The 21,130-nt window shown below is 54.2% G+C and carries 21 protein-coding genes; 12 read left to right on the top strand and 9 right to left on the bottom strand.

Annotated features, from left to right (window positions below; all coding sequences use genetic code 11):
* The first annotated feature begins 52 nt into the window (after positions 1–52).
* The 3 genes from HOV93_RS02405 to HOV93_RS25580 all read left to right on the top strand — a co-directional run bounded on the left by HOV93_RS02405 (position 53) and on the right by HOV93_RS25580 (position 3,104).
* Positions 53–1,372 (top strand): flavin-containing monooxygenase, encoded by a 1,320-nt coding sequence (locus HOV93_RS02405; protein ID WP_207394831.1) that lies wholly within the window; start codon positions 53–55, stop codon positions 1,370–1,372.
* A 94-nt stretch (positions 1,373–1,466) separates the two neighbouring features.
* Positions 1,467–2,867 (top strand): sulfatase family protein, encoded by a 1,401-nt coding sequence (locus tag HOV93_RS02400; protein WP_235989695.1) that lies wholly within the window; start codon positions 1,467–1,469, stop codon positions 2,865–2,867.
* Between the two features lie 18 nt (positions 2,868–2,885).
* Complete coding sequence (locus tag HOV93_RS25580) at positions 2,886–3,104, top strand: sulfatase/phosphatase domain-containing protein (RefSeq protein ID WP_235989693.1); 219 nt, start codon at positions 2,886–2,888, stop codon at positions 3,102–3,104.
* 70 nt (positions 3,105–3,174) lie between these two features.
* On the opposite strand, the gene HOV93_RS02395 is transcribed toward HOV93_RS25580, so the two are convergent.
* Positions 3,175–4,656: a sulfatase family protein gene (locus HOV93_RS02395; RefSeq protein ID WP_207394830.1), complete on the bottom strand. Its 1,482-nt coding sequence runs from the start codon at positions 4,654–4,656 to the stop codon at positions 3,175–3,177.
* A 278-nt stretch (positions 4,657–4,934) separates the two neighbouring features.
* Between HOV93_RS02395 and HOV93_RS02390 the strand changes: the two genes are divergently transcribed.
* Positions 4,935–5,291 (top strand): YciI family protein, encoded by a 357-nt coding sequence (locus HOV93_RS02390; protein WP_207394829.1) that lies wholly within the window; start codon positions 4,935–4,937, stop codon positions 5,289–5,291.
* A gap of 67 nt (positions 5,292–5,358) precedes the next feature.
* Here HOV93_RS02390 and HOV93_RS02385 read toward each other — a convergent pair whose 3' ends face one another.
* The 5 genes from HOV93_RS02385 to HOV93_RS02365 all read right to left on the bottom strand — a co-directional run bounded on the left by HOV93_RS02385 (position 5,359) and on the right by HOV93_RS02365 (position 9,296).
* The gene (locus tag HOV93_RS02385) at positions 5,359–5,805 is read right to left on the bottom strand and encodes a tellurite resistance TerB family protein (RefSeq protein WP_207394828.1); all 447 of its coding nucleotides are present in this window, start codon (positions 5,803–5,805) and stop codon (positions 5,359–5,361) included.
* 54 nt (positions 5,806–5,859) lie between these two features.
* Positions 5,860–6,303 carry a tellurite resistance TerB family protein gene (locus HOV93_RS02380; RefSeq protein ID WP_207394827.1) on the bottom strand — a complete coding sequence of 148 codons (444 nt, stop codon included), beginning with the start codon at positions 6,301–6,303 and terminating at the stop codon, positions 5,860–5,862.
* A 174-nt stretch (positions 6,304–6,477) separates the two neighbouring features.
* A complete protein-coding gene (locus HOV93_RS02375; protein ID WP_207394826.1) occupies positions 6,478–7,854 on the bottom strand; it encodes a sodium:calcium antiporter in 1,377 nt (458 codons plus the stop codon).
* A 53-nt stretch (positions 7,855–7,907) separates the two neighbouring features.
* Positions 7,908–8,840, bottom strand: a complete 933-nt coding sequence (locus tag HOV93_RS02370; RefSeq protein ID WP_207394825.1) for an SRPBCC family protein — start codon at positions 8,838–8,840, stop codon at positions 7,908–7,910.
* Between the two features lie 132 nt (positions 8,841–8,972).
* On the bottom strand, positions 8,973–9,296 hold the full coding sequence (locus HOV93_RS02365; protein ID WP_207394824.1) for an ArsR/SmtB family transcription factor: 324 nt from the start codon (positions 9,294–9,296) through the stop codon (positions 8,973–8,975).
* Positions 9,297–9,581: 285 nt separating this feature from the next.
* Between HOV93_RS02365 and HOV93_RS02360 the strand changes: the two genes are divergently transcribed.
* The 4 genes from HOV93_RS02360 (at position 9,582) to HOV93_RS02345 (ending at position 14,500) form a co-directional block, all read left to right on the top strand.
* Complete coding sequence (locus HOV93_RS02360; RefSeq protein WP_207394823.1) at positions 9,582–11,018, top strand: DUF2254 domain-containing protein; 1,437 nt, start codon at positions 9,582–9,584, stop codon at positions 11,016–11,018.
* A gap of 152 nt (positions 11,019–11,170) precedes the next feature.
* Positions 11,171–11,932 carry an ATP-binding cassette domain-containing protein gene (locus HOV93_RS02355; RefSeq protein WP_207394822.1) on the top strand — a complete coding sequence of 254 codons (762 nt, stop codon included), beginning with the start codon at positions 11,171–11,173 and terminating at the stop codon, positions 11,930–11,932.
* A gap of 70 nt (positions 11,933–12,002) precedes the next feature.
* Positions 12,003–13,565 carry an ABC transporter permease/substrate-binding protein gene (locus tag HOV93_RS02350; protein ID WP_207394821.1) on the top strand — a complete coding sequence of 521 codons (1,563 nt, stop codon included), beginning with the start codon at positions 12,003–12,005 and terminating at the stop codon, positions 13,563–13,565.
* Between the two features lie 32 nt (positions 13,566–13,597).
* Complete coding sequence (locus tag HOV93_RS02345) at positions 13,598–14,500, top strand: class I SAM-dependent methyltransferase (protein ID WP_207394820.1); 903 nt, start codon at positions 13,598–13,600, stop codon at positions 14,498–14,500.
* Between the two features lie 95 nt (positions 14,501–14,595).
* On the opposite strand, the gene HOV93_RS02340 is transcribed toward HOV93_RS02345, so the two are convergent.
* From HOV93_RS02340 to HOV93_RS02330, 3 genes are all read right to left on the bottom strand, one after another.
* Positions 14,596–15,783, bottom strand: a complete 1,188-nt coding sequence (locus tag HOV93_RS02340) for a prenyltransferase/squalene oxidase repeat-containing protein (RefSeq protein ID WP_235989691.1) — start codon at positions 15,781–15,783, stop codon at positions 14,596–14,598.
* A gap of 388 nt (positions 15,784–16,171) precedes the next feature.
* Positions 16,172–16,459: a co-chaperone GroES gene (locus HOV93_RS02335; RefSeq protein WP_207394819.1), complete on the bottom strand. Its 288-nt coding sequence runs from the start codon at positions 16,457–16,459 to the stop codon at positions 16,172–16,174.
* A gap of 188 nt (positions 16,460–16,647) precedes the next feature.
* On the bottom strand, positions 16,648–17,325 hold the full coding sequence (locus HOV93_RS02330) for an endonuclease III domain-containing protein (RefSeq protein WP_235989689.1): 678 nt from the start codon (positions 17,323–17,325) through the stop codon (positions 16,648–16,650).
* 116 nt (positions 17,326–17,441) lie between these two features.
* Here HOV93_RS02330 and HOV93_RS26315 point away from each other — a divergent pair, with 116 nt between their 5' ends.
* From HOV93_RS26315 to HOV93_RS02310, 4 genes are all read left to right on the top strand, one after another.
* Positions 17,442–18,227, top strand: a complete 786-nt coding sequence (locus HOV93_RS26315; RefSeq protein WP_207394817.1) for a CPBP family intramembrane glutamic endopeptidase — start codon at positions 17,442–17,444, stop codon at positions 18,225–18,227.
* Between the two features lie 431 nt (positions 18,228–18,658).
* Positions 18,659–19,348 carry a hypothetical protein gene (locus tag HOV93_RS02320; RefSeq protein WP_207394816.1) on the top strand — a complete coding sequence of 230 codons (690 nt, stop codon included), beginning with the start codon at positions 18,659–18,661 and terminating at the stop codon, positions 19,346–19,348.
* A complete protein-coding gene (locus HOV93_RS02315) occupies positions 19,345–20,187 on the top strand; it encodes a hypothetical protein (protein ID WP_207394815.1) in 843 nt (280 codons plus the stop codon). The genes HOV93_RS02320 and HOV93_RS02315 overlap by 4 nt, the downstream gene beginning before the upstream one ends.
* Complete coding sequence (locus HOV93_RS02310; RefSeq protein ID WP_207394814.1) at positions 20,184–21,125, top strand: HEAT repeat domain-containing protein; 942 nt, start codon at positions 20,184–20,186, stop codon at positions 21,123–21,125. The genes HOV93_RS02315 and HOV93_RS02310 overlap by 4 nt, the downstream gene beginning before the upstream one ends.
* Positions 21,126–21,130 lie beyond the last annotated feature (5 nt).

Genomic DNA, 21,130 nt, shown 5'->3' with positions numbered 1-21,130 from the left:
CGCGCAGTTGCGGTGATCTCAGGCAAACGTAAAAATCGCTACAATTGGCGGCATGACCTCGCAACATGACTTTCGTGTTCTCGTAATCGGGGCGGGCCCTTCTGGTCTCGTTGCTCTTAAAAACCTGCGTCAGCTCGGAATTGACGCGGTTGCGGTTGACCGCAATTTGGGTATCGGAGGCAATTGGGATATCCGTTCGCCCCATAGCAGCGTCTACCAGTCGACTCATTTGATCTCATCGAAAGCAATGACGCAGTTCGTCGACTTTCCGATGCCGGAGGAGTACCCCGAGTATCCCAGCCATCACGAAGTGCTGGCATACTTACACTTTTACGCAGAACGCTTTGAGTTGGGTCGCTTCGTTCGCAAAAAAACTTCGATTGTTTCCCTTAAAAAGGGAGTCGCAGACTGGCAGGTTGAGCTTCAAGCAGCCGATTCTCCCGAAAAAACTAGGGAATCGTTTAGCGCAATCGTCATTGCTAATGGCCACCACGCTCAGCCAATGATGCCAAAAATTGCCGGTCAATTTACCGGTGAGACGCTTCACGCCCACAGTTACAAGCATCATCGCCAGCTTGAGGGGAAACGAGTGCTTGTTGTCGGAGCGGGAAACAGTGGTTGCGATATTGCGGTCGAGGCTGCGATTCATGGCCAATCCGCGGCCATAAGCATGCGGCGTGGTTACCACTTCTTTCCGAAGTTCATCCGCGGAAAGCCTGCCGATGTAGTTGGAGACCGCGTTCGCCGCTGGCCGATTCCGCGATCGTGGCAGCGAAGGCTGTCGCAACTGGTGGTCGACTGGACACTCGGTCGACCGCATCGGTACGGGTTGCCCAGCCCAGAGCATGGGTTGTTTGATGCCCACCCGATTATCAATTCCCAGCTTCCTTATTATGCGGGGCACGGGAAGTTAAAGGTCTTTCCAGATGTTCGTTCGTTGGACGGTCAGTCGATCGAGTTTATTGACAGTCGTCGCGAAGAGTTCGATCTGGTGGTGTTCGCGACCGGATATCAGTTGGTCTTCCCATTTATCGAGGACGACTTGCTTAACTTTCACAACGGCATCCCTAAGCTTTATTTGCACGCTTTTCATCCGACCGACGACACACTTTTTGTTGCCGGCATGATTCAGCCCAATAGCGGTCAGTGGCCGTTGACCGATCTGCAAACGCAGATCATCGCTCGCTTTCTCAAAGCGAAGCAGGAGGGGCACAAGACGGCTCAGTGGTTTTGCAACCAGAAGCAGACCGGCGGCATCGGCTTAGGTTCACGCGATCACTTCCTGGCGACGGCCCGGCATCGCTTGGAGGTCGATTATTTCGACTACCGCAAAACGCTTACCAAGATCGTGCGTCAGTTTGACCGGTCGTAGAATCGGTGCGTGCGTTGACGCTTTCTCCCGTTTAAAATGCAACTGCTTGCACAACACTCGCCGAGTACCTCTCATTCTGGACGGTCCCCCCCACATGATACGACGCTCCCTATTGCTTGCGCTGACGGCTACCTGCCTGACGATCTTTACCAACCTGCTTCACGCGGAGGAAACTAAACGCCCGAATATCTTGTTTGCTTTTGCCGATGACTGGGGAAAACAGGCCGGCATCTATGGCCAGCTTGAGCCAGGCGGTATGAACGACGTGGTGAAAACGCCCCACTTCGATGCGTTGGCCAAGCGGGGCGTTCTGTTTAAGAACGCGTTCGTGAACGCTCCTTCGTGCACGCCATGCCGCAGTTCGCTGCTTTCCGGACAATACTTCTGGCGAACGGGCCGCGGGGCCATTCTTCGCGGTGCGGTTTGGGATCCGACGATCCCCAGCTACCCGCTTCTGCTTAAGGACGGAGGTTACCACATTGGCGAAACTTACAAGGTTTGGAGTCCCGGTACGCCAGTCGATGCGCCCTACGGCAGCGGTAAGTATGGCTATCAAAAAGCAGGCAGATCGTTCAATCAGTTCTCGCAGCGTGCGACCTCGTTGATGTCGCAAGGCAAGTCGGCCGAGGAAGCGAAGGACGAACTCTATCAGCAGGTTCGTGGTAACTTCGCCGACTTCATGAAAGATCGCCCCGAGGGGCAGCCGTTTTGCTATTGGTTTGGTCCAACCAACGTTCACCGCAAATGGATTGCCGGCAGCGGTAAGAAGCTGTGGGGAATCAACCCAGACGAATTGAAGGGGAAGATGCCGGCGTATCTGCCGGACGAGCCGGTCGTCCGGCAGGACCTAGCCGACTATCTGGGTGAGGTTCAGGCCTTTGATGCGGCGTTGGGGATTCTCATTGAGCAACTCAAAGAAGCGGGCGAACTCGACAACACGCTGATTGTCGTCAGTGGTGACCACGGTCCGCCGGGTTTCCCTCAGGGTAAGTGCAACCTGTACGACTTCGGCACGCACGTCGCCTTGGCGGTAGCCGGGCCAGGCGTAAGTGGTGGCCGCGTGGTCGATGACTTCACGATTCTGCCTGACTTGGCCCCAACGTTTTTGGAAGCCGGTAGGCAGGAGGTTCCCGAGGTGATGACCGCCAAGAGCTTGTGGCCAGTGCTAACGTCGGACCAAGAGGGGCTGGTCGATCCCTCGCGCACGGCCGCATTCACGGGTCGCGAACGCCACGTCGAGATGGCTCGTGAAGGTAATCTGCCCTACCCGATGCGAGGCATTCAAACGGCCGAGTATCAGTTGATCATCAACTTCAAGCCAGACCGCTGGCCAATGGGGGCACCTTATAATCTGGACAGCGATAATCCGCTGACCAAGGACGAGCTAGTCAACAAGACGTTCGTCACCTTTCCCGATGACGACGCCGGTCCTACCAAGGCTTTCATGGTCATGCATCGCGCCGATCCTGAAGTGAAACCGATCTTTGAGCGATGATTCGGCAAACGACCGGCCGTGGAACTGTACGACCTGAAGCAGGACCCGGATCAGATGAACAACGTCGCCAACCATCCGAAGTACGAGCAGGTCCAAGCTGAACTGATCGCTCGGTTGATGCAAGAGCTGAAGGCCAGCGGCGATCCTCGCCTAGTGGACGACGGCAAGTTCTTCGAGACGCCCCCCATGGCCGGTCCACTGCCAGGCGGCGGGCCGAAGCCGAATCGGAAGCGTTGATCTCCGAAAAAAAGCCAGGAGTTGGTTGCTCCTGGCTTTTTCTTTGAGGGGTAGTCTAAGAAGTGACGCGTTACTTGCCAGCTTCAATCTTAGCCAGCAGCTGCTTCATCTCGGCCAACTTCTCTGGGTTTTGCTTGGCGACGTTGTTTGCTTCGCCTGCATCTTGGGAAAGATCGTACAGCGAGTAGCTCTGGTTCTTGTTCTTGCCTAGGCGAACCAGTTTCCAGTCTCCCTTTCGCAGCCCAATGCCGCGGGGAGATTCTTCGACCACGTAGTCGCGTCCCTTAGCGCTCGCTTCGCCTAGCAGCGTGGCTTCCAGGGGCTCGCTATCGGGCAATGCCCCGGCAGGGACTTTCTGACCGACGATCTCGGCGAAGGTGGCACCCAGGTCGGTTGTGGTGATCATCTTGTCAGAGGTTTGCCCTGGCTTCACCACGGCTGGCCATTTGACGATAAACGGCGTGCGGCAACCACCTTCAAACGGCGTGTACTTGCCACCGCGATAAGGACCTGCCGGCTGATGGTCGCCAAGCTTTTCGACGGCTCCATCTTTGTAACCGTCGTCGAGCACAGGGCCGTTGTCGCTGCAGAAGACGATCATGGTGTTGTCGGTCAGGTTTAACTGGTCGAGCGTTTTCACTAGTTCGCCCACACACCAGTCAAGCTGCACGATGGCATCTCCGCGTAGTCCGAGGGAGGTCTTACCCTGGAAACGTTCGTGCGGCATGCGCGGCACGTGCAGGTCGTGTGACGAGAAGAACAAGAAGAATGGTTCGTCCTTGTTCGCGCGGATCCACTCGTTCGACTTCTTGACCCACTCGTCGGCCAGATCTTCATCGCGCCAACGGGCCTCGTTGCCGCCACTGAAGAAACCGATTCGGCCAATGCCGTTGTGGATGGTGTTGTTGTGTCCGTGGCTCCAGTCGAGTTTCAGCGTGTCGCGGGCGGTCACTCCGGTAGGCTGGTCATTGGGATTGGTGCGACCAACCCACAATGGATCGTTGGGGTCGAGATCACGCACGCGATGGTTTTCGACGTACACGCTTGGTACGCGGTCGTTGGTGGTGGGCAGCAGGAAGCAGTAGTCGAAGCCCAGTTCCAGCGGACCTGGCTTCAAATCACCATTCCAATCCGGACCATCCCCTGCACCTAAGCCTAGGTGCCACTTACCTACGACCGCCGTTTTGTAGCCGGCCTGTTGAAGGACATCGGGCATCGTCGTGGTACCAGGCTTGATAATCGAGGTTGCGTTGGGTGGCGCGATACCGGTGCCGTTCTGGCGGAACGCATACATGCCGGTCAAAAATGCGAACCGTGTTGGTGTACAGGTCGAAGTCGAACAGTAGCCACTGGTGAATTTCAAGCCGTCGTTTGCTAACGCATCGATTTGGGGCGTAGGGACCGCCTTGGCACCGTAACAACCGATGTCACCATAGCCGAGGTCATCGGCCATGATGACGATGATGTTGGGATTCTTGGTTTCGGCCGAGGCAAACGACGTGAGTACGCAAGCCAGCAACAATCCGGCCCAAGCAGGCAGCAGAGACTTCATGAGCAAGGTTCTTCCAGAAGGAGTGAGGGGGAAATGCTGAAGGGAAGCACGAAGATCCATTTTAGTCACAACGGCTGAGAGATATCGAATCGAGCAGCCCACATTAGGGGCCAGATTGCTTCCAACGGACATGTAGTGGTAGTTTTCAGCCACCAGCACGCTTGTCTGACGGACAAACTTTTGAAACGAAGGTCGAAATGTTGTTTGGTCAGACGACTATTGGTTGTTCGCTACCGATTGCAGCGTGACAGAAATCGATTCTTTTTAAGAGTTTTACAATGAAATACATCCTTCTCATGTACCACACCGAAGGCGTCTTTACCCAGCAAGAGTTGCCCAAGAAGATGCAATACTCGATCGGGCTATGCGAAGATTTGGTCGCGCAAGGGAAGTTCGTCGGTGCTTCGCCGTTGCAGGCAATCAGCACGGCGACCAGCCTTAGTGCCAAATCAGGGCGAACCGAAGTTCGCGATGGGCCGTTTGCCGAAACGAAGGAACAGCTCGGGGGTTACGTGATTGTTGACGTGCCGAACCTGGACGAGGCGATCGCCATTGCCGAAAAATTTCCGGCCGCTAAACGAGGTACGGTCGAGATCCGACCGTTGTTTCCCTTGCAGGGTATTCCGGTCGCATAACGCACCAGTCACAGAAGAACGTGCCCACGCGAATCGGTGGGCACGGCACTTTGAATTGCGGCGGTCATTAGCCCTGGTTCTTAAAGATCATGACCTGCACGATGGTCTTGGCTCGAGTTTTGTCCATTTCGAGCTTAATCATCAGGCTATCGATAAATTCCTTTTCATCCGGCTCGACAATTCCATCGGCCAGCACAATATCGCACGCATTGGCGAAGGCCGTTTCGCGGAGTTCCGGAGGAATAACTGGCACCGAGGAATCGATCAGTTTTTCAGGGCCACCACGTTTGAGAACGCCCATCAGGCGATCCATCATCGAATTAAATTTGTGTGGCGGCACGTGCTGGTACATCTTCATTCGGGTCAACGTCGTGACCAACGACCCTACTTCTTCATCGGCGATATGGCCATCGCATGCGGAAGCGGCAAGGAGTGTGCCTGCGAATCCTTCTTGCGGTCCGAATTGTTCCGGGGCAAATGACGAGTCGTCTAATACATCATCGAATAGTGACATAAAAAAATCCCAATCGGCGGAAGGCTGGAAGTTCGCTCAAGAGACGTGTGATCGCTACCCTTTATTTTTAATGACCATCACTTCAGCGATCGTCTTGGCCGTTTTACTATCGATCTGCAGTTTCTCGCGCAGTCGATCGATGAAGGCCTTTTCGTCTGGTTCGACAACCCCATCGGCCAGCACGATATCGCACGCATTGGCGAACGCTGCTTTGGCGAGTTCCTTGGGTAGTGTTTCTGTACAGGAATCGATGAGGGATTCGACCCCTTTCTTTTTCATGAATCCGTGCAGCTTATTCAAAGTTTTTCCATACTGCCGGCCATCGTATCGCTGGAACAGTTTCATCCTTACCAGGCACGTGACCAGCCCATCCACTTCTTCTTCGGCGATGTGCCCGTCGCATCCGCTGGCCCCCATGAGGATACCGGCGAACGATTCTTGTGGAGTCAGTTTCGAGGAACCTTCCATTCCTCCAAATAATGAATCAAGTAATCCCATCGTCTGGATTCCCTTTATCGTCAGTAGTTGTAGTAGATAGGAAGTTCGAAAAGAAAGGGTTTCAAAAGGTGATTCCGCAAGTATCGCGGCGGTAGCCATCGTACAAAAGAAATCGGCGTGATGCCTCTAAATTTTGTGAGCAAAAATAAGGGTGCAAATTCAGGCAATCTTTACTCAGAGTCCTAACATTCCCACGATGCTGAATCCGAACGATCCGGCAATTGCATAAGCGATAAACAAGGCATACAAGAAGCACAGGAAATAGGACTTGGCACGCGTTAACTGGCGACGATGCCACAGTACAAACAAGGTGATCGCAGAAAACGTGATCAGCAACAAACGAAGATCGACCAGACCCTCGATCGGTTTGCCATTTTGCACTAAGAGCACCGGCTGCCAGTCGATCAAGTAAGAATTGACCAGCAGCGGAATCGACAGGCAAATACAGATGTCGAAGATATTCGAGCCGAAGACATTGGAAACCGCGCCGGAGTCATCACCTCGCATGGCAGCACCGATCGAAAGAAAGGTATCCGGCACGCTCGATGCCGCAGCTGCGAGAATAACTGCCACAAAGAAGACCGGTACGTTTAAAACGTGTGCTGTTTCGTTGGTGACTTCCACCAACCAGTAGCACGAGATTGCCGCGACCCCTGTGCAAGCCAGCAGAACAAGAGTTGCCGTCAAGCCATTGAGCCGGACGTTGAATATTCCGTAAAAGACTCCGGCTGTATCCGCTTCGTCTTCCTCATCTTCATCGGCCGAGCTTTTGATCTTTTCGACCAGCATGTGTGTGGCTTTGATGTTTTCCTCTTGCAGCGTAGCCACGATTTGCTCAGTAGGCGTATCGTGGCCGACATCGCCGAGATGCGCGTGAATAGCATCCATCGCATGCTGATAACGCTTGGCATCGATAAACAGGTGAACAACGTAGGCAATGTACATCCCGATGAACACGAGTCCCATCCACCAGTACATTCGGTCGTTGAACAAGAAGATAATCAGCACGAGTTCGCAAAGGATAAACCACATGCCGTCGCGTGAAATGACTTCCGGTTCGACATCGATAGTCGGCTTCGACTTACGATAGATCGAAATAAAGATTCCACAAAACGCAGGGATCAGAATCATATTGTAGACGGCGCTGCCAGCACAAGTTGCTAGGGTGCTGCCGTAGCCTTCGGCGCCGGTCTGGGCCATCGCCGCAACGGAATCGGTCGGAACATTCATCACGGCAACCACGACAAAGAAGATGCCGCTAAACAGTTCCGGCATACTGCTCGCCACGGCATCGAGCGTGGCTCCGCGTACCGAGCCTGGCAGGCGAAGGGTTTCGCCGACCCATTGGGCTGCATCGGCGAAGGGATCGCATGCTTGCCAAATGACGATCGAGATCAATACAACTTGAACGATCAGAAACCCAAGCGGAACGTTAAGCCCCCAAGGAGATAAGACGATCAAGAGGATGATTGAGGCGATGGTAACACCAATCGAAATCCAGTCGGGGCCGCCGTCCTCTGTCTGTTGAATCTGATCGACGTCCTGGCTCATGCACGACTCCTGGAGACGCGCAGTTGCACGCCGATGAAAGGGCAGGGAAGAATTTACTTCAGTGGAAGGTAGATCTTTGTACGCAGTTGATCAATCGGGGTCTCGTCCGGATTGTTTTCGTAGATCTCAAACGCACTGCAGTTATGAGGCTTCAGTTTTTTGTACCGCACGTGCTGATTGGCGGCACTCCAGCCGTTGCCCAGGTGATTGTAATCGCCTAGATGCTCGACGCAGAATGCTCTGGTTTGAGGGCACGACCATTTTTCAAGCGGAGCCGGCACTTCGATGTCTCTGGACGACAGTAGCTTGCCGACCGTAAAGTCACAGGTTTGCTTGCCGATATTAAACTTGTGATAGACCGCCATTAATTGCCCTTCGCAGGGAAGATTGTGTTGGGAGTATAAGTTCATCATCTCGTTGATAGCTCCCTGCATTGTGCCGCCGATATCTTTTAGCGAACTCAACCGCCGCACCCCGGCCATGTGAATCGGACCGACTTCTTCGATACCTAGGACATTGGTCTTGCTATGGATGGTGCCTGTTTCAATCCATTCTTTAAGCATCTTGAGCCCCCGCTCGTAGTCCATTCCGATGAAGCCTTTCATCATGCCAGTCATCCAGAACATGAACCAAGGGAGAGAGCCGTCCATTTGCCAGGTAAGCTTGGTGCCCAGTCCGGATGGCTCGATGTCGAACGCGACGTCGGACTTCGAGGCAAACGGTTTCAGGAAGCGAATCTCATCTTCGATCCGTCGATTCGGGTCGAGACTTAGGTGCTCGATCTCACCGGCTCCGACGACTTCGCCGGACCATTTATAGAGGGAACCTTGAGAGTTCGAGTTCTCGCTGACGGTTACCTGGGCATCCGGTTCCGCGCACAGCCAGGGGGACCATGTCGTCCAGGTACCGTAGTCAACGACCTTCTCGTAAACTGTTTGCGGTGGCGCAGCAATTTCGATTGATTTTTCCACATGGAAGCGCGGCATGGTTGTTTTCTCACAGCGGACCGGGAAGACAGAGAGGCCCTGCGTTTTCGGATTGAGTTTCCCGGGACTTTGGGAAGTTTCGATTATGGAATTCCCTGCTTGCTGCGTCAAAGACTTTCGCGCGGAAAGAAGCTACATCGATTCCAGATCAATCGAGCAGCAGCCGAAGTCGATGCGGCGAGCCTGTTCCATTGACTCATCTTTGCCGACCGCGGCCACATCGGGATGCAGCGAGTAGATAACGAAACGCCCTTGTTTCTCAGTTTGAACAACATCGGCGTGCCGCAATACACCCAGATGGTGCGAGATCTTCACGATCTCTTCGCTAAGGACTTCCGACAACTGACTGACGTTCATTGGGCCTGAGAAGAGTTGCTCGACAATCCGCAGACGATCGGGATCGGCAAGTGCTTTTAACCGTCCAGCGCAAAGCTCGTATTCACGTTTCTTCTTCATGGAATCTCGATTGATCCAGGATTTCCAAGGTAATCGTGGTGGCTGAGGCTGACATTCAGAGTGCTTCGGATTGTAAATAGAGTTGGTTATTTCCGCTAGATGATTGGCATAGGGAGGGGGGCATTGCTTGCGGACAAACGGCAAACCGCTTGGTTTGTAATATAAAAGTCAACTGGTTGCCATTGATTTCGTGTTCGTCTCTGCACCTTCTCTTGTCTATGATCGAGAAGACCTTCAGCCAGAAGATGCTGGGCGAGCAACGTACCTCCCATAGTGACCCCCTCGATGTGGACTCCGAAAAAACTGTTGAATTATTGGAATCGCTTACAGCACAGTCTTTGGTTTGTGCCGGTGATTTGCACACTAGGCGGAGTGTTCGTCGCTGTTTCGATGTTGTGGATTGACTCTTCTTTGAAAAGGTCGTGGGAGGACTCCTTCTGGCTGGAAACGACCACCAACGGAGCCCAAACTGTCTTGTCGACCATTGCCGGCGGTATGATCACTGTGGCTGGTGTGGTGCTTTCGATGGAAATGGTCACCCTTTCGATCACATCTTCTCAATTTGGTTCACGCGTGCTGCGCAGCCGACTGGGCGATCGGACAACCCAATGGACGATTGGGGCGTTCATGGGGACGGCCGTCTATAGCCTGGTGGTGCTGAAGATGGTGCGTAAGTTAGGCGAAGACAACTTCTTCATCCCCCATCTGTCCGTGATGGCAGCGATTTTATTTGCTTTGGGAAGTCTGATGATCTTGCTCTATTTCATCCACCACGTTGCGATGATCGCCCAAGCACCTGAGATTGTAGCCAGTTTGGCTACGGACCTACGGCATTCGATGGAGCGGATCTTTCCTGACATGATCGGCGATCCGCCACCCAAAGAGAATTCCCACGAGCGTGAGGTTACCGATCAGGAGTGGAAGGCCTTGAAGGATGGCATCACCATTGAGTCGACGCGCGAAGGTTATATTCAGGGAATCGAAGGGGACGACCTGATCGCTCTGGCGACCCGGCACGATTTAATAATCGAACTTCCCAAACGCCCCGGTGACTTTCTCTCGTATGGTGAAACGCTGGCCAAGGTCGCCGCGCGGGGGCAAATTGACGAGGCGCAAGTGATCCATGCGATCAACGATGCCTTTTACATTGGCAACAATCGCACGCCGTGGCAAGACGTGAACTGCTCGGTACACGAGCTTTCGCAAATGGGGGTCCGTGCGCTCAGCCCTGGCATCAACGATCCCTACACGGCGGTCAATTGCATCGACCGGCTGTCGTCGGCCTTGGCTCAGTTAGCTCAGCGGAAAATGCCTGCACCCAATCGTTTCGATCATGATGGCCATCTTCGCTTGATCGCCGACTGCCAGAATTTTTCCAGCGTGATGCACGCGGCCTTCGATCAAATGCGCAGCTATGCCATCAGCAGCGCGGCAGTATCGCAGCGGATGATGGAAGGCTATCAGCGTATCGCCAACGCCGTAACACATGAAGATCATGCCGAAGATGTGCAGCGTCAAGCGCGGCTGACCATGGAAGGGGCACTCGAGCAGAAGCATCACCCGGCCGACGTGAGGATCATTCAAGAGCAGTACGAGCGGCTGATCAAGCAACTCGAACCGTTGCTAGACAAGAAGAAAGACGAAGATTTCAAGGCCGACCAGAAACCCGCGGATCAGGAATCGGAAAAAGAAGGGGAGGCCAGCGGCGAAGTGATCGGTTAGGCTGCATCTTCTACGTGAGGTAGCGAAAAACTTTTTGTCCTAACGGTCTCCCCTTTTCGCTATTAAATGATGGGCGGATGTCTTCATCCGTTCGTGGCCTAGATAGCAAAGCTCCTAGCCCCTTGAACTTCTAAGAGGTGAGAGAGACGCCGATGATTCAACTTCAAAATCTCTGCAAATCGTGGGACGGAGGCAAGACCTTCGCGGTGCAGAACGTTTCGCTGGAAGTGCCGGAGGGGAAAGTCTTGGCACTTCTCGGTGGGAGCGGCAGCGGTAAAAGTACCACGGTCAAGATGATCAATCGTCTGATCGAACCCACTTCCGGCAGAATCTTGGTCGGCGGAGAAGATATCACCCAGCAAGATCCCGTCCAGTTGCGTCGTCGGATTGGCTATGTGTTTCAAAGCATCGGACTCTTGCCGCACATGAATGTGTCCGACAACGTCACGCTGCTTTTGAAGCTGCAAGGTGTCTCATCAGGTGAGCGAACGAGCAAGGCGAACGAACTGCTAGACATGGTCGACCTTCCTCATGAAACGTTCGCCACGCGACTGCCCAGCGAGCTCTCTGGAGGGCAGCGACAACGCGTTGGATTTGCCAGAGCGTTAGCCGCCCAGCCCAAGGTGATGTTGCTCGACGAACCGTTCGGGGCACTCGATCCGGTGACCCGCGATACGCTGCAAATCGAATTCAGCCGCATTCAACGTTCGCTCGGTTTGACTGCGGTGATTGTCACGCACGATATGGCAGAAGCCTTGCTGCTGGCAGACGTGATCGCCGTGATGAACGTGGGCGAGATCTTACGCATCGGTACCCCGAAAGAGCTTCTCCAAGATCCAGGCGACGACTATGTTGCCAAGCTATTGGAAACGCCCCGCCGCCACGGCGAACTCTTGCGAGAGCTTAGCGTCTGACCCACCCGACTACCAGAAACCTCTTAACCTAACCCTCGTCCTTCAGCGGCGAGATGATAAGAATAGAACCATGTTCGACGCTGACTTCTGGGCCCGCGTGCCGTATCAACTGAGCTTTCTGCCGGACCGGCTTGGCGGGCACATCTTCCTTGCGTTCACTTCGATCCTCGCTGGCGTGCTGATCAGCATTCCGCTGGGGATCTTTTGTGCTCGTCGGCCCAAAGCCGAGCGGGTAGTCGTAACAATCGCCAATATCATTCAAACGATTCCTGGTATGGCGTTGCTGGCGATCATGGTATTTGCTTTGAATCGAACGGGTGTTTTGCCAGCCTGGATCGCGTTGGTGCTGTACAGTATTCTGCCAATCTTGCGAAACACGATCGCCGGCATGAAAACGGTTGACCCTGGCTGTATCGAAGCGGCCAATGGTATCGGGCTGAATAAGTGGCAACGGCTGCGTATTGTCGAATTGCCGTTGGCGTCGCCGACCATCATTGCAGGGATTCGGACGGCTTCGGCTTGGGTGGTAGGGGCCGCAACGCTGGCTTATCCGGTAGGAGCGACGAGCCTAGGCGACTACATTTTCGCCGGTTTGCAAACGACCAATCCAGTGGCGCTGCTTGTTGGCTGCGTGTTCTCAGCCGGACTGGCCCTGTTACTAGACATGCTGTTGGGTGGGCTTGAACGAGCATCGCAGCGTCGCAGCAAGGCTTGGGCGTTGGGTTCGATCGGAGGAATGGTCGCCGTCGCGCTCAGCCCTTTGTTGCTGAAAGCTGTGCAGCCGCATCCAACGATCACGCCCACAGATCACCTGGCCGAAGCGAGCGAGTTCACCCAAGAGAAACCGTACGTGATTGGTGGTAAGCCATTCACTGAGCAGTATATTTTGATTGAACACCTGCAAGACGCCCTTCAAGAGGCCAACCGCCAGACGGACGTGAAAGCTGGATTGGGATCTACTGTTGTATTGCAATCGCTGCAACGTGGCGAAATCGACTGCTATGTCGATTACTCGGGAACGCTGTGGGCCAATGAAATGCAGCGGAGCGACAACGTTTCTTCTGCGGAGATGTTGATCGATATCGCCACCAATTTGAAAGAGAGCAGTGGTGTGCTGGCATTAGGGCCACTTGGTTTCAGTAACGACTACGTCTTCGCCATGCGAAAGGAACAAGCCGAGCAATTGGGGATCAAGTCTCTTGAAGACTTGGCTACCCATTCCGGTAATTTGACGGCGGCCTGTGAAATCGAATTCTGGTCACGGCCGGAATGGAAGAACGTGCAATCGGAATATGGCCTGCAGTTCGGTAATACAAAATCGATGGACGCAACACTGATGTACGGCGCACTGCAACGCGGCGACGCGGATGTGATCGTGGGATACCGCACTGATGGTCGCCTGGCCTCAGACGAGATCGTCGAACTGACCGATCCACGGTTCGTGTTGCCTCCTTACGATGCGGTGCTGTTGGTTTCGCCTCGCCTGGCTAAAGACCGCGCCGCTACCGAGCGTCTGCGAAAGATGGTCAACACGATCTCGACCGAGCAAATGCGAAATTCGAATGGAATGGTCGATATCAAGAAGAAATCGGTCGTAGAAGCCGCAAACTCACTGGATGCTTCGACAAAGTAAGGCCGAGTCCAGGCCCTGCTTGCACTCTTCTGGTGACTACTTTCATAGCATTCGAGCAATTGGCCTCTTTGCTCCTATCGAACGGCAGTGAATCCGGTCACAATGGCAAGATTGCCCATCGGGCTCGATTCCCCTTCTACGAGAACAATCTCTTGACTCCATTTGAAACGGTCGATTGTTACGACTATCCCAAGTACTGGGATCTGTCCTTTCAGGACGAAACAGAGTTGGAGTGCGACTTCTTCGAAGATGCTTTCAAGCGTTTTGGCCTGGAAGAGACACAGCGCGTGCTGGATATCGGATGTGGCGGAGGACGCAACGTCGTCGAGATGGCGACGCGCGGGTTCAATATGCTGGGGTTAGATAATAACGAGGCGTCTCTGGCCTATCTGTCCCGACAGCTATACGAGAAAGATTTAAACGGCGAGACCGTGTCTGGCGACATGGCCAGCTTTCAGATCGAGCCCCCGCTCGACGCGGTGCTGTGCACATTCAATACGTTTCGCCACTTGCTAACCGAAGAAGAAGCGGAAAGCCACTTTCACAGTGTGGCTAGTTCCCTGAAGCCAGGCGGCCTATATATCTTGGGTTTTCATATCTTGCAAGATTACGATGACCCAGAGTGCGAGGAGCATTGGACCAATCGCGACGGGGAGGTGGAAGTGACGACCACGTTAGAAGTCGTTGACTCTTGTCGAGAAGAGCGACTAGAAACCCTGCTGTTTCACCTGCAAGTCAAAGACGGCGAAAAGCAATTACGACTCAAGGCCGAATATCCCTATCGCATCTATAACCCAACTCAGTTTCGTAGTTTGATGGCGAAGTTGCCAGAGTTTGAAATTTGCGAGGTGTACGACTTCAACTACGATATCGATGATCCAATGCCGTTTGACGACGAAATCAGCGACGCGGTCTTCGTGCTGCGAAAGATATAACCAGGCGGTTCCGATAACCACCTGTCAATACGCACAAAAAAAGGTCCGACGAAACATTTCGCCGGACCTTTGTCGTAGCTTATCCAGGGCCGCGTCTAGTCGGCGTCTTTCTGTAGGTGAGCCAATGCCAACAGGCAGTACCCGGTGACCAGGTTGGGGTCACCTTCCATCCAGCGTTCGGCCTTGTCGTTGACCCAACTGCCGTTCTCTTGCTGGCGACTGATCAACTCTTCGGTGAACTCTTTTCGCCAGTCGTGCGACTTGCCATCGGCGGTGACGAATTCATCTTCACCGTAAGCTTCCAAGGCCTTGGCAACGGTGTGGTAATAGTAGTACAAACCGGTATCCCCCATGCCTGGGTTGTGCTCGGTATCGTAGTTTTTACCGAGCCAAGCAACGGCTGCTTGAACGCGTTGGTCGTCCTTGTCGACGCCGGCGTAGATCATGCTTTTTAGACCGGCGTAAGTCATCGAGCCGTAGCTACGCAGACCACCGTTGGCGGTCTGGCCTGCCTGGCTGGTTCCGCCGGCGGCCACCGTGTAATAGAAGCCGCCATCCGGGTTCTTCGGAGCGAACTCGAATTGATTGTGTGGCGATTCCAGGTTCTGGCAGCGGCTGACAAACAGCAGTGCTTTTTGCATGGCCGGGTCGTCGGCGCTGGTGCCGCTTTCTTTCAGCGCTTCCATCAGGAAGGTCGTGTTCGACATGTCGGGACGCGAGTGTCCACCGTAGCCGGCACCACCGTAAAACGCATCGTCTTCGCTCTTGCCTTCCTCTTTGTCCCATTGCAGGCCTTTGAGGAACTTATTGGCGTTGCCGATCAACTTGTCGTACTGGCCGTCGTTGTTGGCAGCAACAAAGGTCAGCAAGCACAGGCATGTTTCATAGTTGCGATGACGGGTCCCTTCGAGGTAGATACCGCCATCTTCTTTCACATGCTTTTCTAAAGCGGCCAGGCCTTTTTTGACGGCCGGGTCGAGCGGGGTTCGGCCATGTTCCAAGAGACCGAGCGTGCAAAGAGCCGTAACGCCGATACCCGTGTTCCCGCTGAATGTTCCGTCGGCGGCCTGACCTTGATTGGTTAAATAGGTGACGGCATTCTGAACGGCCTTTTCATAGGCAGCATTGTCGGCTGCGCGAACAACAGCTGGCGTAATCAACAGCGAAGCCAATAGCAGCATCGCCAAGCAATAACGTAAGGGACTTACGAGCAACTGAGACATGTAGGAGACCTCAATCTCTAGGGAAAACAAGTCAACGCGGATGACAAAGCCAGGGGTCATCGGGCGGGTTGCTAGGTGCTCGTAGCTGCCCAAAGCATTGGCAGACCGCGCGGGGGATCAATTGGCAGAGCATCGACCCCGAATGGGCACCGTTGCGAAGCCCAGGGTGAACCACGATGCTCACCATGAAACCAAGCATGGAGTACCTAATTGTAGACCGAGAAAGGGCAATTAACCACTCGGCGGAAATGAAAGCCGCCGCAGACTCAGGCAAAGCGTTAAGAGAAGTTCCGGATATACGACTTGAGCATCGACCAGGCCGATCCATCACAGATTCTTCATTGAATCGGTTGCTCGTTCGATCAAATACCCTATGTCCTTGGCAGCTAACCCCTTCATAGTCATAGGGTTAGCGAGTTCGATGGCGTTAGGTTTGCTGGCGAACGGCTTAGCCGCGAACGGCTAGAATGTCGCTTTCCGCCATGATGAGGAGTTCTTCCCCTTCCACTTTGATTTCCGTACCAGCCCAGCTGCTGAAAATCACTTGGTCGCCTTCTTTGACGCTTAGTGGTGTCTTGGTGCCATCTTTCAGGACGTGACCATCACCAACGCTCAGAACACGACCCTGCTTCGGCTTTTCTTGAGCACTTCCAGGCAAGACGATGCCGCCGGCTGTGGTTTCTTCCGATTCCAACCGCCGCACGACCACATTGGCTCCCAGGGGAACAACTTTCATACTTGCTTCAACTCCGGCTCAAAACAAAAAGGGGCACGCAAAGTCGCAAAAGATGTAAGGAATGATTCTGACACGCCGATGGATGCGTTTCAAGAAGTGGCCATCTAGAGAATGGAAAGTGAGCGACCGTTAAAGGGTAGTTAATTGCGGCTTGTGGGGGATTGGTAAAAAATCCTGCCAAGCACCGATCAATATTCCGGCTCTTGGATGCCTGATTCGGGCAGATAACACGCAAGAGGGCAGCCTTCGCACTTGGGTGTTTTCCGGCAGAACTGGTTGCCGGCGCGGACAATCAGCGCGTGAAACTCGTTGTAATGCTCGGTTTCGCTGGGCACTTGGCTAACGAAATGGTCTTGAATCTGGTGATAGTCGGCTTCCCACTCGATCCAGCCATGCCGCTTCAATATGCGAGCTGTGTAGGTGTCGACGACGAATGTCTTCAAGTTGCCGGCATATAGAAGAATGGAGTCCGCCGTTTCCGGGCCGATGCCGTTGATGCCAAGCAATTCTTCGCGCAGGCTCGTCACGTCATGCGAAAACATCCACTCCAGGTCCCCGTCGTACCGGGTCACGACGTGATCGATCAAATTGGCCAGCCGTTTGGCTTTCAGACGATAATATCCTGAAGGTCGGATGATTTCGGCCAATTCTTCCTGCCGGGTCCCATTGAGCCGGCCCAGATGCAGCAGGTCGGCGTCTTTCAGATTGGCAATCGCCTTTTCGACGTTCTTCCAAGAGGTGTTCTGCGTCAGCACGGCGCCGATCATGATCTCCAGTGGCGATTCCGCTGGCCACCAGGCTTGGGGGCCGTAATATTCGAGAAGCTTTTCGAAGACGGTATTTAACGAGACGTTTGAGTCGCTCAAGGGAGTTTCCACGCTGACAACTAACACGGGGGTGGGCGATATCCGGTCGTAACAGTTGTTCCAGTCAGGCGACGAGGAATCAAGTGCTGCTGGCATAAATTCCGACGGGAATAGTAGTGGAAACCTCGCTTGAACAACGATTGCCAGCAAAGAACCCGCGCATGTCCGCTCCGGAAGGGGAACTCGAAACACAACCGCTCGGCTATTGGCAGGCCACCGCTCGACCGCTGACGAGTTTGGTCTTCGTGCTGCCGATGCTGGCCATCTATGAAACAGGCGTGCTGATGCTTGGTCCCGATGCCATTCGCAACGGCGTCGATGTCTGGCTACGGCAGTTCCTGGGGCTGATGGGGCTGGGACAGTACTTTCTACTGCCAGTGCTGACCATTTCCATTCTTCTGGCCTGGCATCATTTGAAGTCGTATCCGTGGCAGTTTCGTCCGACCAACCTACCGTTGATGGCCGCTGAATCGATGGTGCTGGGACTGTTGCTGTTGTGCCTGGCCTACTTTCAGGCATCGGTCATGCAGATGCAGGTCGTCGCGGCCAGTGCCGGCCCAGAAGTGAATACGACCGCCAAGCAGGTCGTCGCCTATTTCGGAGCCGGCATCTACGAAGAACTGCTGTTTCGCTTGATGCTGATCCCAGTGCTAATTGTCTTCATTCAGGGTTTTGCCTTCCCGAAACTGATAGCGACGTTCGCGGCCATGCTCATTAGCAGCCTAGTATTCGCCGCGGCGCATTACAATTTCTTTGTCCCCGGTGGCGATCCGATCGACGGCTATACGTTTCTGTTTCGACTTTCGGCCGGCCTGATCTTCGCGTCGATCTTTGCCCTGCGCGGGTTTGGTATCGCGGCCGGTTCGCATGCGATGTACGACGTGTTAGTCGCATTCTCTTAGAGGGTGATCTCATCGAATTAAATTGCGTGAAGCGGAGCGGGACGCAACCGCGAAATGATTCAATCAGTTATAGGCTTCTACGCGAACAAGATGGCAAGAAATAACTCGACCGCAGCCATCATCGAATCAACCCCCGATGATTCGATGCGGCCACGGTCGATGCCTAGCATCTGCCTGCGTGTCTTCCCCAAGACGCTGGCAAATTCACGATCGCTGGGTCCGTCTGCCTGACAGGTGCCCAGCGATCCTCCCCTCGTTGAATTGTCTCGCGGCCGCGAGTGAGTGACCCGTTTCCCCCGTCGAGTCAAAATGGTTATCGAGGCGACTTAACCCGGGTTGCCTGGAATTGGCAAAAAATATGGAAAGACTTGGGCTGAGCCATTAAAACTAGGGTGAAAGTTGCCTCAACCCTATTCCCAGGAGGGGCGCCCGTGGAAGCGATCTCCACCCCAAAAGTCCTTCCCAATGGAAATGGAATGCCTGAGACGGAGCCAGACGTAGCACAGCCGCCATCGAAACGAGCCCAGTTCCCGCTCTGGTTCCTCTTGTTCGTCATTCCCACCGTCGCCGGGTTGGGATCGGCGATCTACGCCAATTGGCAAGAGCAAGCCCAAGTACGAGCCGACCTCATCGCCCATCAGGCAGTCCTGCACGATAGGATTGCGACGATGGAATCGGAGATCGCACTGGTGCAGCAACTCGATCGGCAAATTTACCAGCAAGTCTACCACTGGAAAACGGCCGACGCGGTTGTCGACTACTTAACGAACTACCATCAGAACGAAGGATCGCCAGAGCAAGGGTTTTATGAAGTCCCGCTATGGCACGACGTCAACAGGTTCTTCTTACAGGCGGATGAAGCTGATTTGCATCGTCTGCTGAAGCTTATGCGGGAAGCGTATCCCAAGTGCGACGACTCGAACAAGTATTCAATCTTAGACCTCGCGGTGAACGTTCCTGTTAATGCTCCCCGTCATGTGAATGCATTGGCCGAGGATGCCCGGCGTTTGGCGGACGTGGTTCCAGCAGATGCTAATCCACTTTTGAGAAAGCAGGCGAAGCGGCTACGCCAGGCGTTTAACCTCGATGAGTTTTCCGACGGCAAGGAGGCCATGCCATGAGCAAGTCTTCCAACCACAAGACTCATGTTTGGATAGCAGGCGTTTCCGCGGCGATTGTCGTTGTGATGGCAGCGATATTATTCGGGCAGGTTCGACTTGTCGCTCTGCAGAACCACACCCTGATGATCGATAATCAAAAGCTGGAAATCCGGCTCGATCTGCTCAAGACGACTTTAGACAACCAGGGGCAACAGGTAGTGGCCAAGCTCGACGCAGGGTGGTCGTTGACGACCTCTCGCGTTAGCCCGCTGAATATCCACGAGGACGTTAAAGGACCAATCATTGGGGCGCTTTTGCGACAGCTTAAGGACGATCGCCCGTTCGTAAAACTGCAGGCCCTGCAAGGCCTCATGCTCATTCATCCAGAGAATCACAGCCGAGAAATCTTTGCCCCCTTGGTCGTGCCGGCAGTGATTCCAGCACTTAGGGACCCGCGTTTGAAAATGCACGCCGCCGCTGTTCTTCAGCCGTTTAGATCCAACGCCAAAGCGGCAGCGCCCGTGGTCTTGGAAACGGCCGATGAACGAAACTGGGCCAGCTTATCCCCCACGATTGGAAGTGCCCGCGGCATGGACCCTGCATGCGATGTCGTGCCCCTTCTGACGCGGCATATTCTTGCCAATGTCGACCCCTGGAAGACGACGCTGACCCGCTTACAGCAAGTCTTCACCCCGGCCGAAGTTCGCCAAAGCTATCAGAATGCCCAGAAGCAAGCATCGGATCCGCAGCTGCGAGGGCTCTACGAAGGTATCTTGCGATACTTGGGCGACCAGCCGCCAGGTGGTGTCCTTCAGTCGCCGCGCGATGTTGAAGAGTACGTCCGCCAAGGTGAATCATGAACGCAACGCATTGGAAATTTCAGTTTGGACTTGGCTGGGCCGCCTATTGGATCTTAGTCTGCGCGTTAGCGCTGGGTTGGTTTCGGGCCCATACCCAGGCCGTCCACGACTTAGAGCGATTGCCGACAGAAATAGCCGTCATGGACGAGCAGATCGTCGTACTGACCGATCAGATTGAAGTGAATCGGTACTATCCCGATCTGGTGAGCAGCTTGCGTATAACGGCCCAGAACGTCATTCCGCGGGTATATTTGAGGAAGAGAGACTTTCCGGAATCGACGGAAGTGTTCCTACAGCAACTAGAGGCCATTCGTGAACACGAGCGAGCGTCTCGGGTCTTTCGGACCGGTTTTGCCTTTGGCCTAGCATGTCAATTGATAAGTGCTCCAGAGCATTTATTTCACGAAGCCATCCCACGTTCGCTTGAGTATCTCGAAGTTCCTGAGGACACCGTACGCGAAGAAATGATTCGGACGTTTCATGCGTTGGTAGTTTATCGACCAGAGCAGATGCAGACGCATCTCTCGTTGTTGGTGCCAGCACTCGTGGAGCGTTTGAAGGATAACAATAAATTGGTTCGGATCGCGGCCGTTCAAGCCCTGGAATCGATCGGTCTACAAGCTCGTATTGCGCTCTCAGATCTTCAGGAGATTGAAGCGAACGACGACGATCCGGCTGCGGTCTTCGCGGCCTTGGCAATCGAAGCGATCGACGTGGACTATCAAGCCGTTGCGCGATTGAAACAGTTGGTCCGCAATCGCAAGTCGAATTGGGAGTTGGCGGCGGCGATACTGCCAGAAAGGGTGTCCGCGCCCGAGGCGGAAGCGTTCCTGAAAGAGCAACTGGTCGAAGCCACCCATGACCAAGACCGTCAATTTTTCGCGCGAACACTAAGCCAGTTAAAACGCCGGCAAATGTTTCCCGGTGAGGCGGAGTAAACGAC

The organism is Bremerella alba (genome assembly GCF_013618625.1).
Lineage (GTDB): Bacteria > Planctomycetota > Planctomycetia > Pirellulales > Pirellulaceae > Bremerella > Bremerella alba.
Note: the sequence above shows the minus strand (reverse complement) of the source record. Positions and strands in the feature narration are given on the sequence as shown.

What these genes read in the sequence shown, in the direction of transcription:
- HOV93_RS02315 (WP_207394815.1), top strand. Translation starts at nt 19,345, where the DNA reads ATGAGCAAGTCTTCCAACCACAAGACTCATGTTTGGATAGCAGGCGTT.
- HOV93_RS02385 (WP_207394828.1), bottom strand. Translation starts at nt 5,805, where the DNA reads ATGTCACTATTCGATGATGTATTAGACGACTCGTCATTTGCCCCGGAA.
- HOV93_RS02375 (WP_207394826.1), bottom strand. Translation starts at nt 7,854, where the DNA reads ATGAGCCAGGACGTCGATCAGATTCAACAGACAGAGGACGGCGGCCCC.
- HOV93_RS02355 (WP_207394822.1), top strand. Translation starts at nt 11,171, where the DNA reads ATGATTCAACTTCAAAATCTCTGCAAATCGTGGGACGGAGGCAAGACC.
- HOV93_RS02405 (WP_207394831.1), top strand. Translation starts at nt 53, where the DNA reads ATGACCTCGCAACATGACTTTCGTGTTCTCGTAATCGGGGCGGGCCCT.
- HOV93_RS02310 (WP_207394814.1), top strand. Translation starts at nt 20,184, where the DNA reads ATGAACGCAACGCATTGGAAATTTCAGTTTGGACTTGGCTGGGCCGCC.
- HOV93_RS02395 (WP_207394830.1), bottom strand. Translation starts at nt 4,656, where the DNA reads ATGAAGTCTCTGCTGCCTGCTTGGGCCGGATTGTTGCTGGCTTGCGTA.
- HOV93_RS02365 (WP_207394824.1), bottom strand. Translation starts at nt 9,296, where the DNA reads ATGAAGAAGAAACGTGAATACGAGCTTTGCGCTGGACGGTTAAAAGCA.
- HOV93_RS02360 (WP_207394823.1), top strand. Translation starts at nt 9,582, where the DNA reads ATGTGGACTCCGAAAAAACTGTTGAATTATTGGAATCGCTTACAGCAC.
- HOV93_RS02400 (WP_235989695.1), top strand. Translation starts at nt 1,467, where the DNA reads ATGATACGACGCTCCCTATTGCTTGCGCTGACGGCTACCTGCCTGACG.
- HOV93_RS02340 (WP_235989691.1), bottom strand. Translation starts at nt 15,783, where the DNA reads ATGACCCCTGGCTTTGTCATCCGCGTTGACTTGTTTTCCCTAGAGATT.
- HOV93_RS02380 (WP_207394827.1), bottom strand. Translation starts at nt 6,303, where the DNA reads ATGGGATTACTTGATTCATTATTTGGAGGAATGGAAGGTTCCTCGAAA.
- HOV93_RS02390 (WP_207394829.1), top strand. Translation starts at nt 4,935, where the DNA reads ATGAAATACATCCTTCTCATGTACCACACCGAAGGCGTCTTTACCCAG.
- HOV93_RS02370 (WP_207394825.1), bottom strand. Translation starts at nt 8,840, where the DNA reads ATGCCGCGCTTCCATGTGGAAAAATCAATCGAAATTGCTGCGCCACCG.
- HOV93_RS02350 (WP_207394821.1), top strand. Translation starts at nt 12,003, where the DNA reads ATGTTCGACGCTGACTTCTGGGCCCGCGTGCCGTATCAACTGAGCTTT.
- HOV93_RS02335 (WP_207394819.1), bottom strand. Translation starts at nt 16,459, where the DNA reads ATGAAAGTTGTTCCCCTGGGAGCCAATGTGGTCGTGCGGCGGTTGGAA.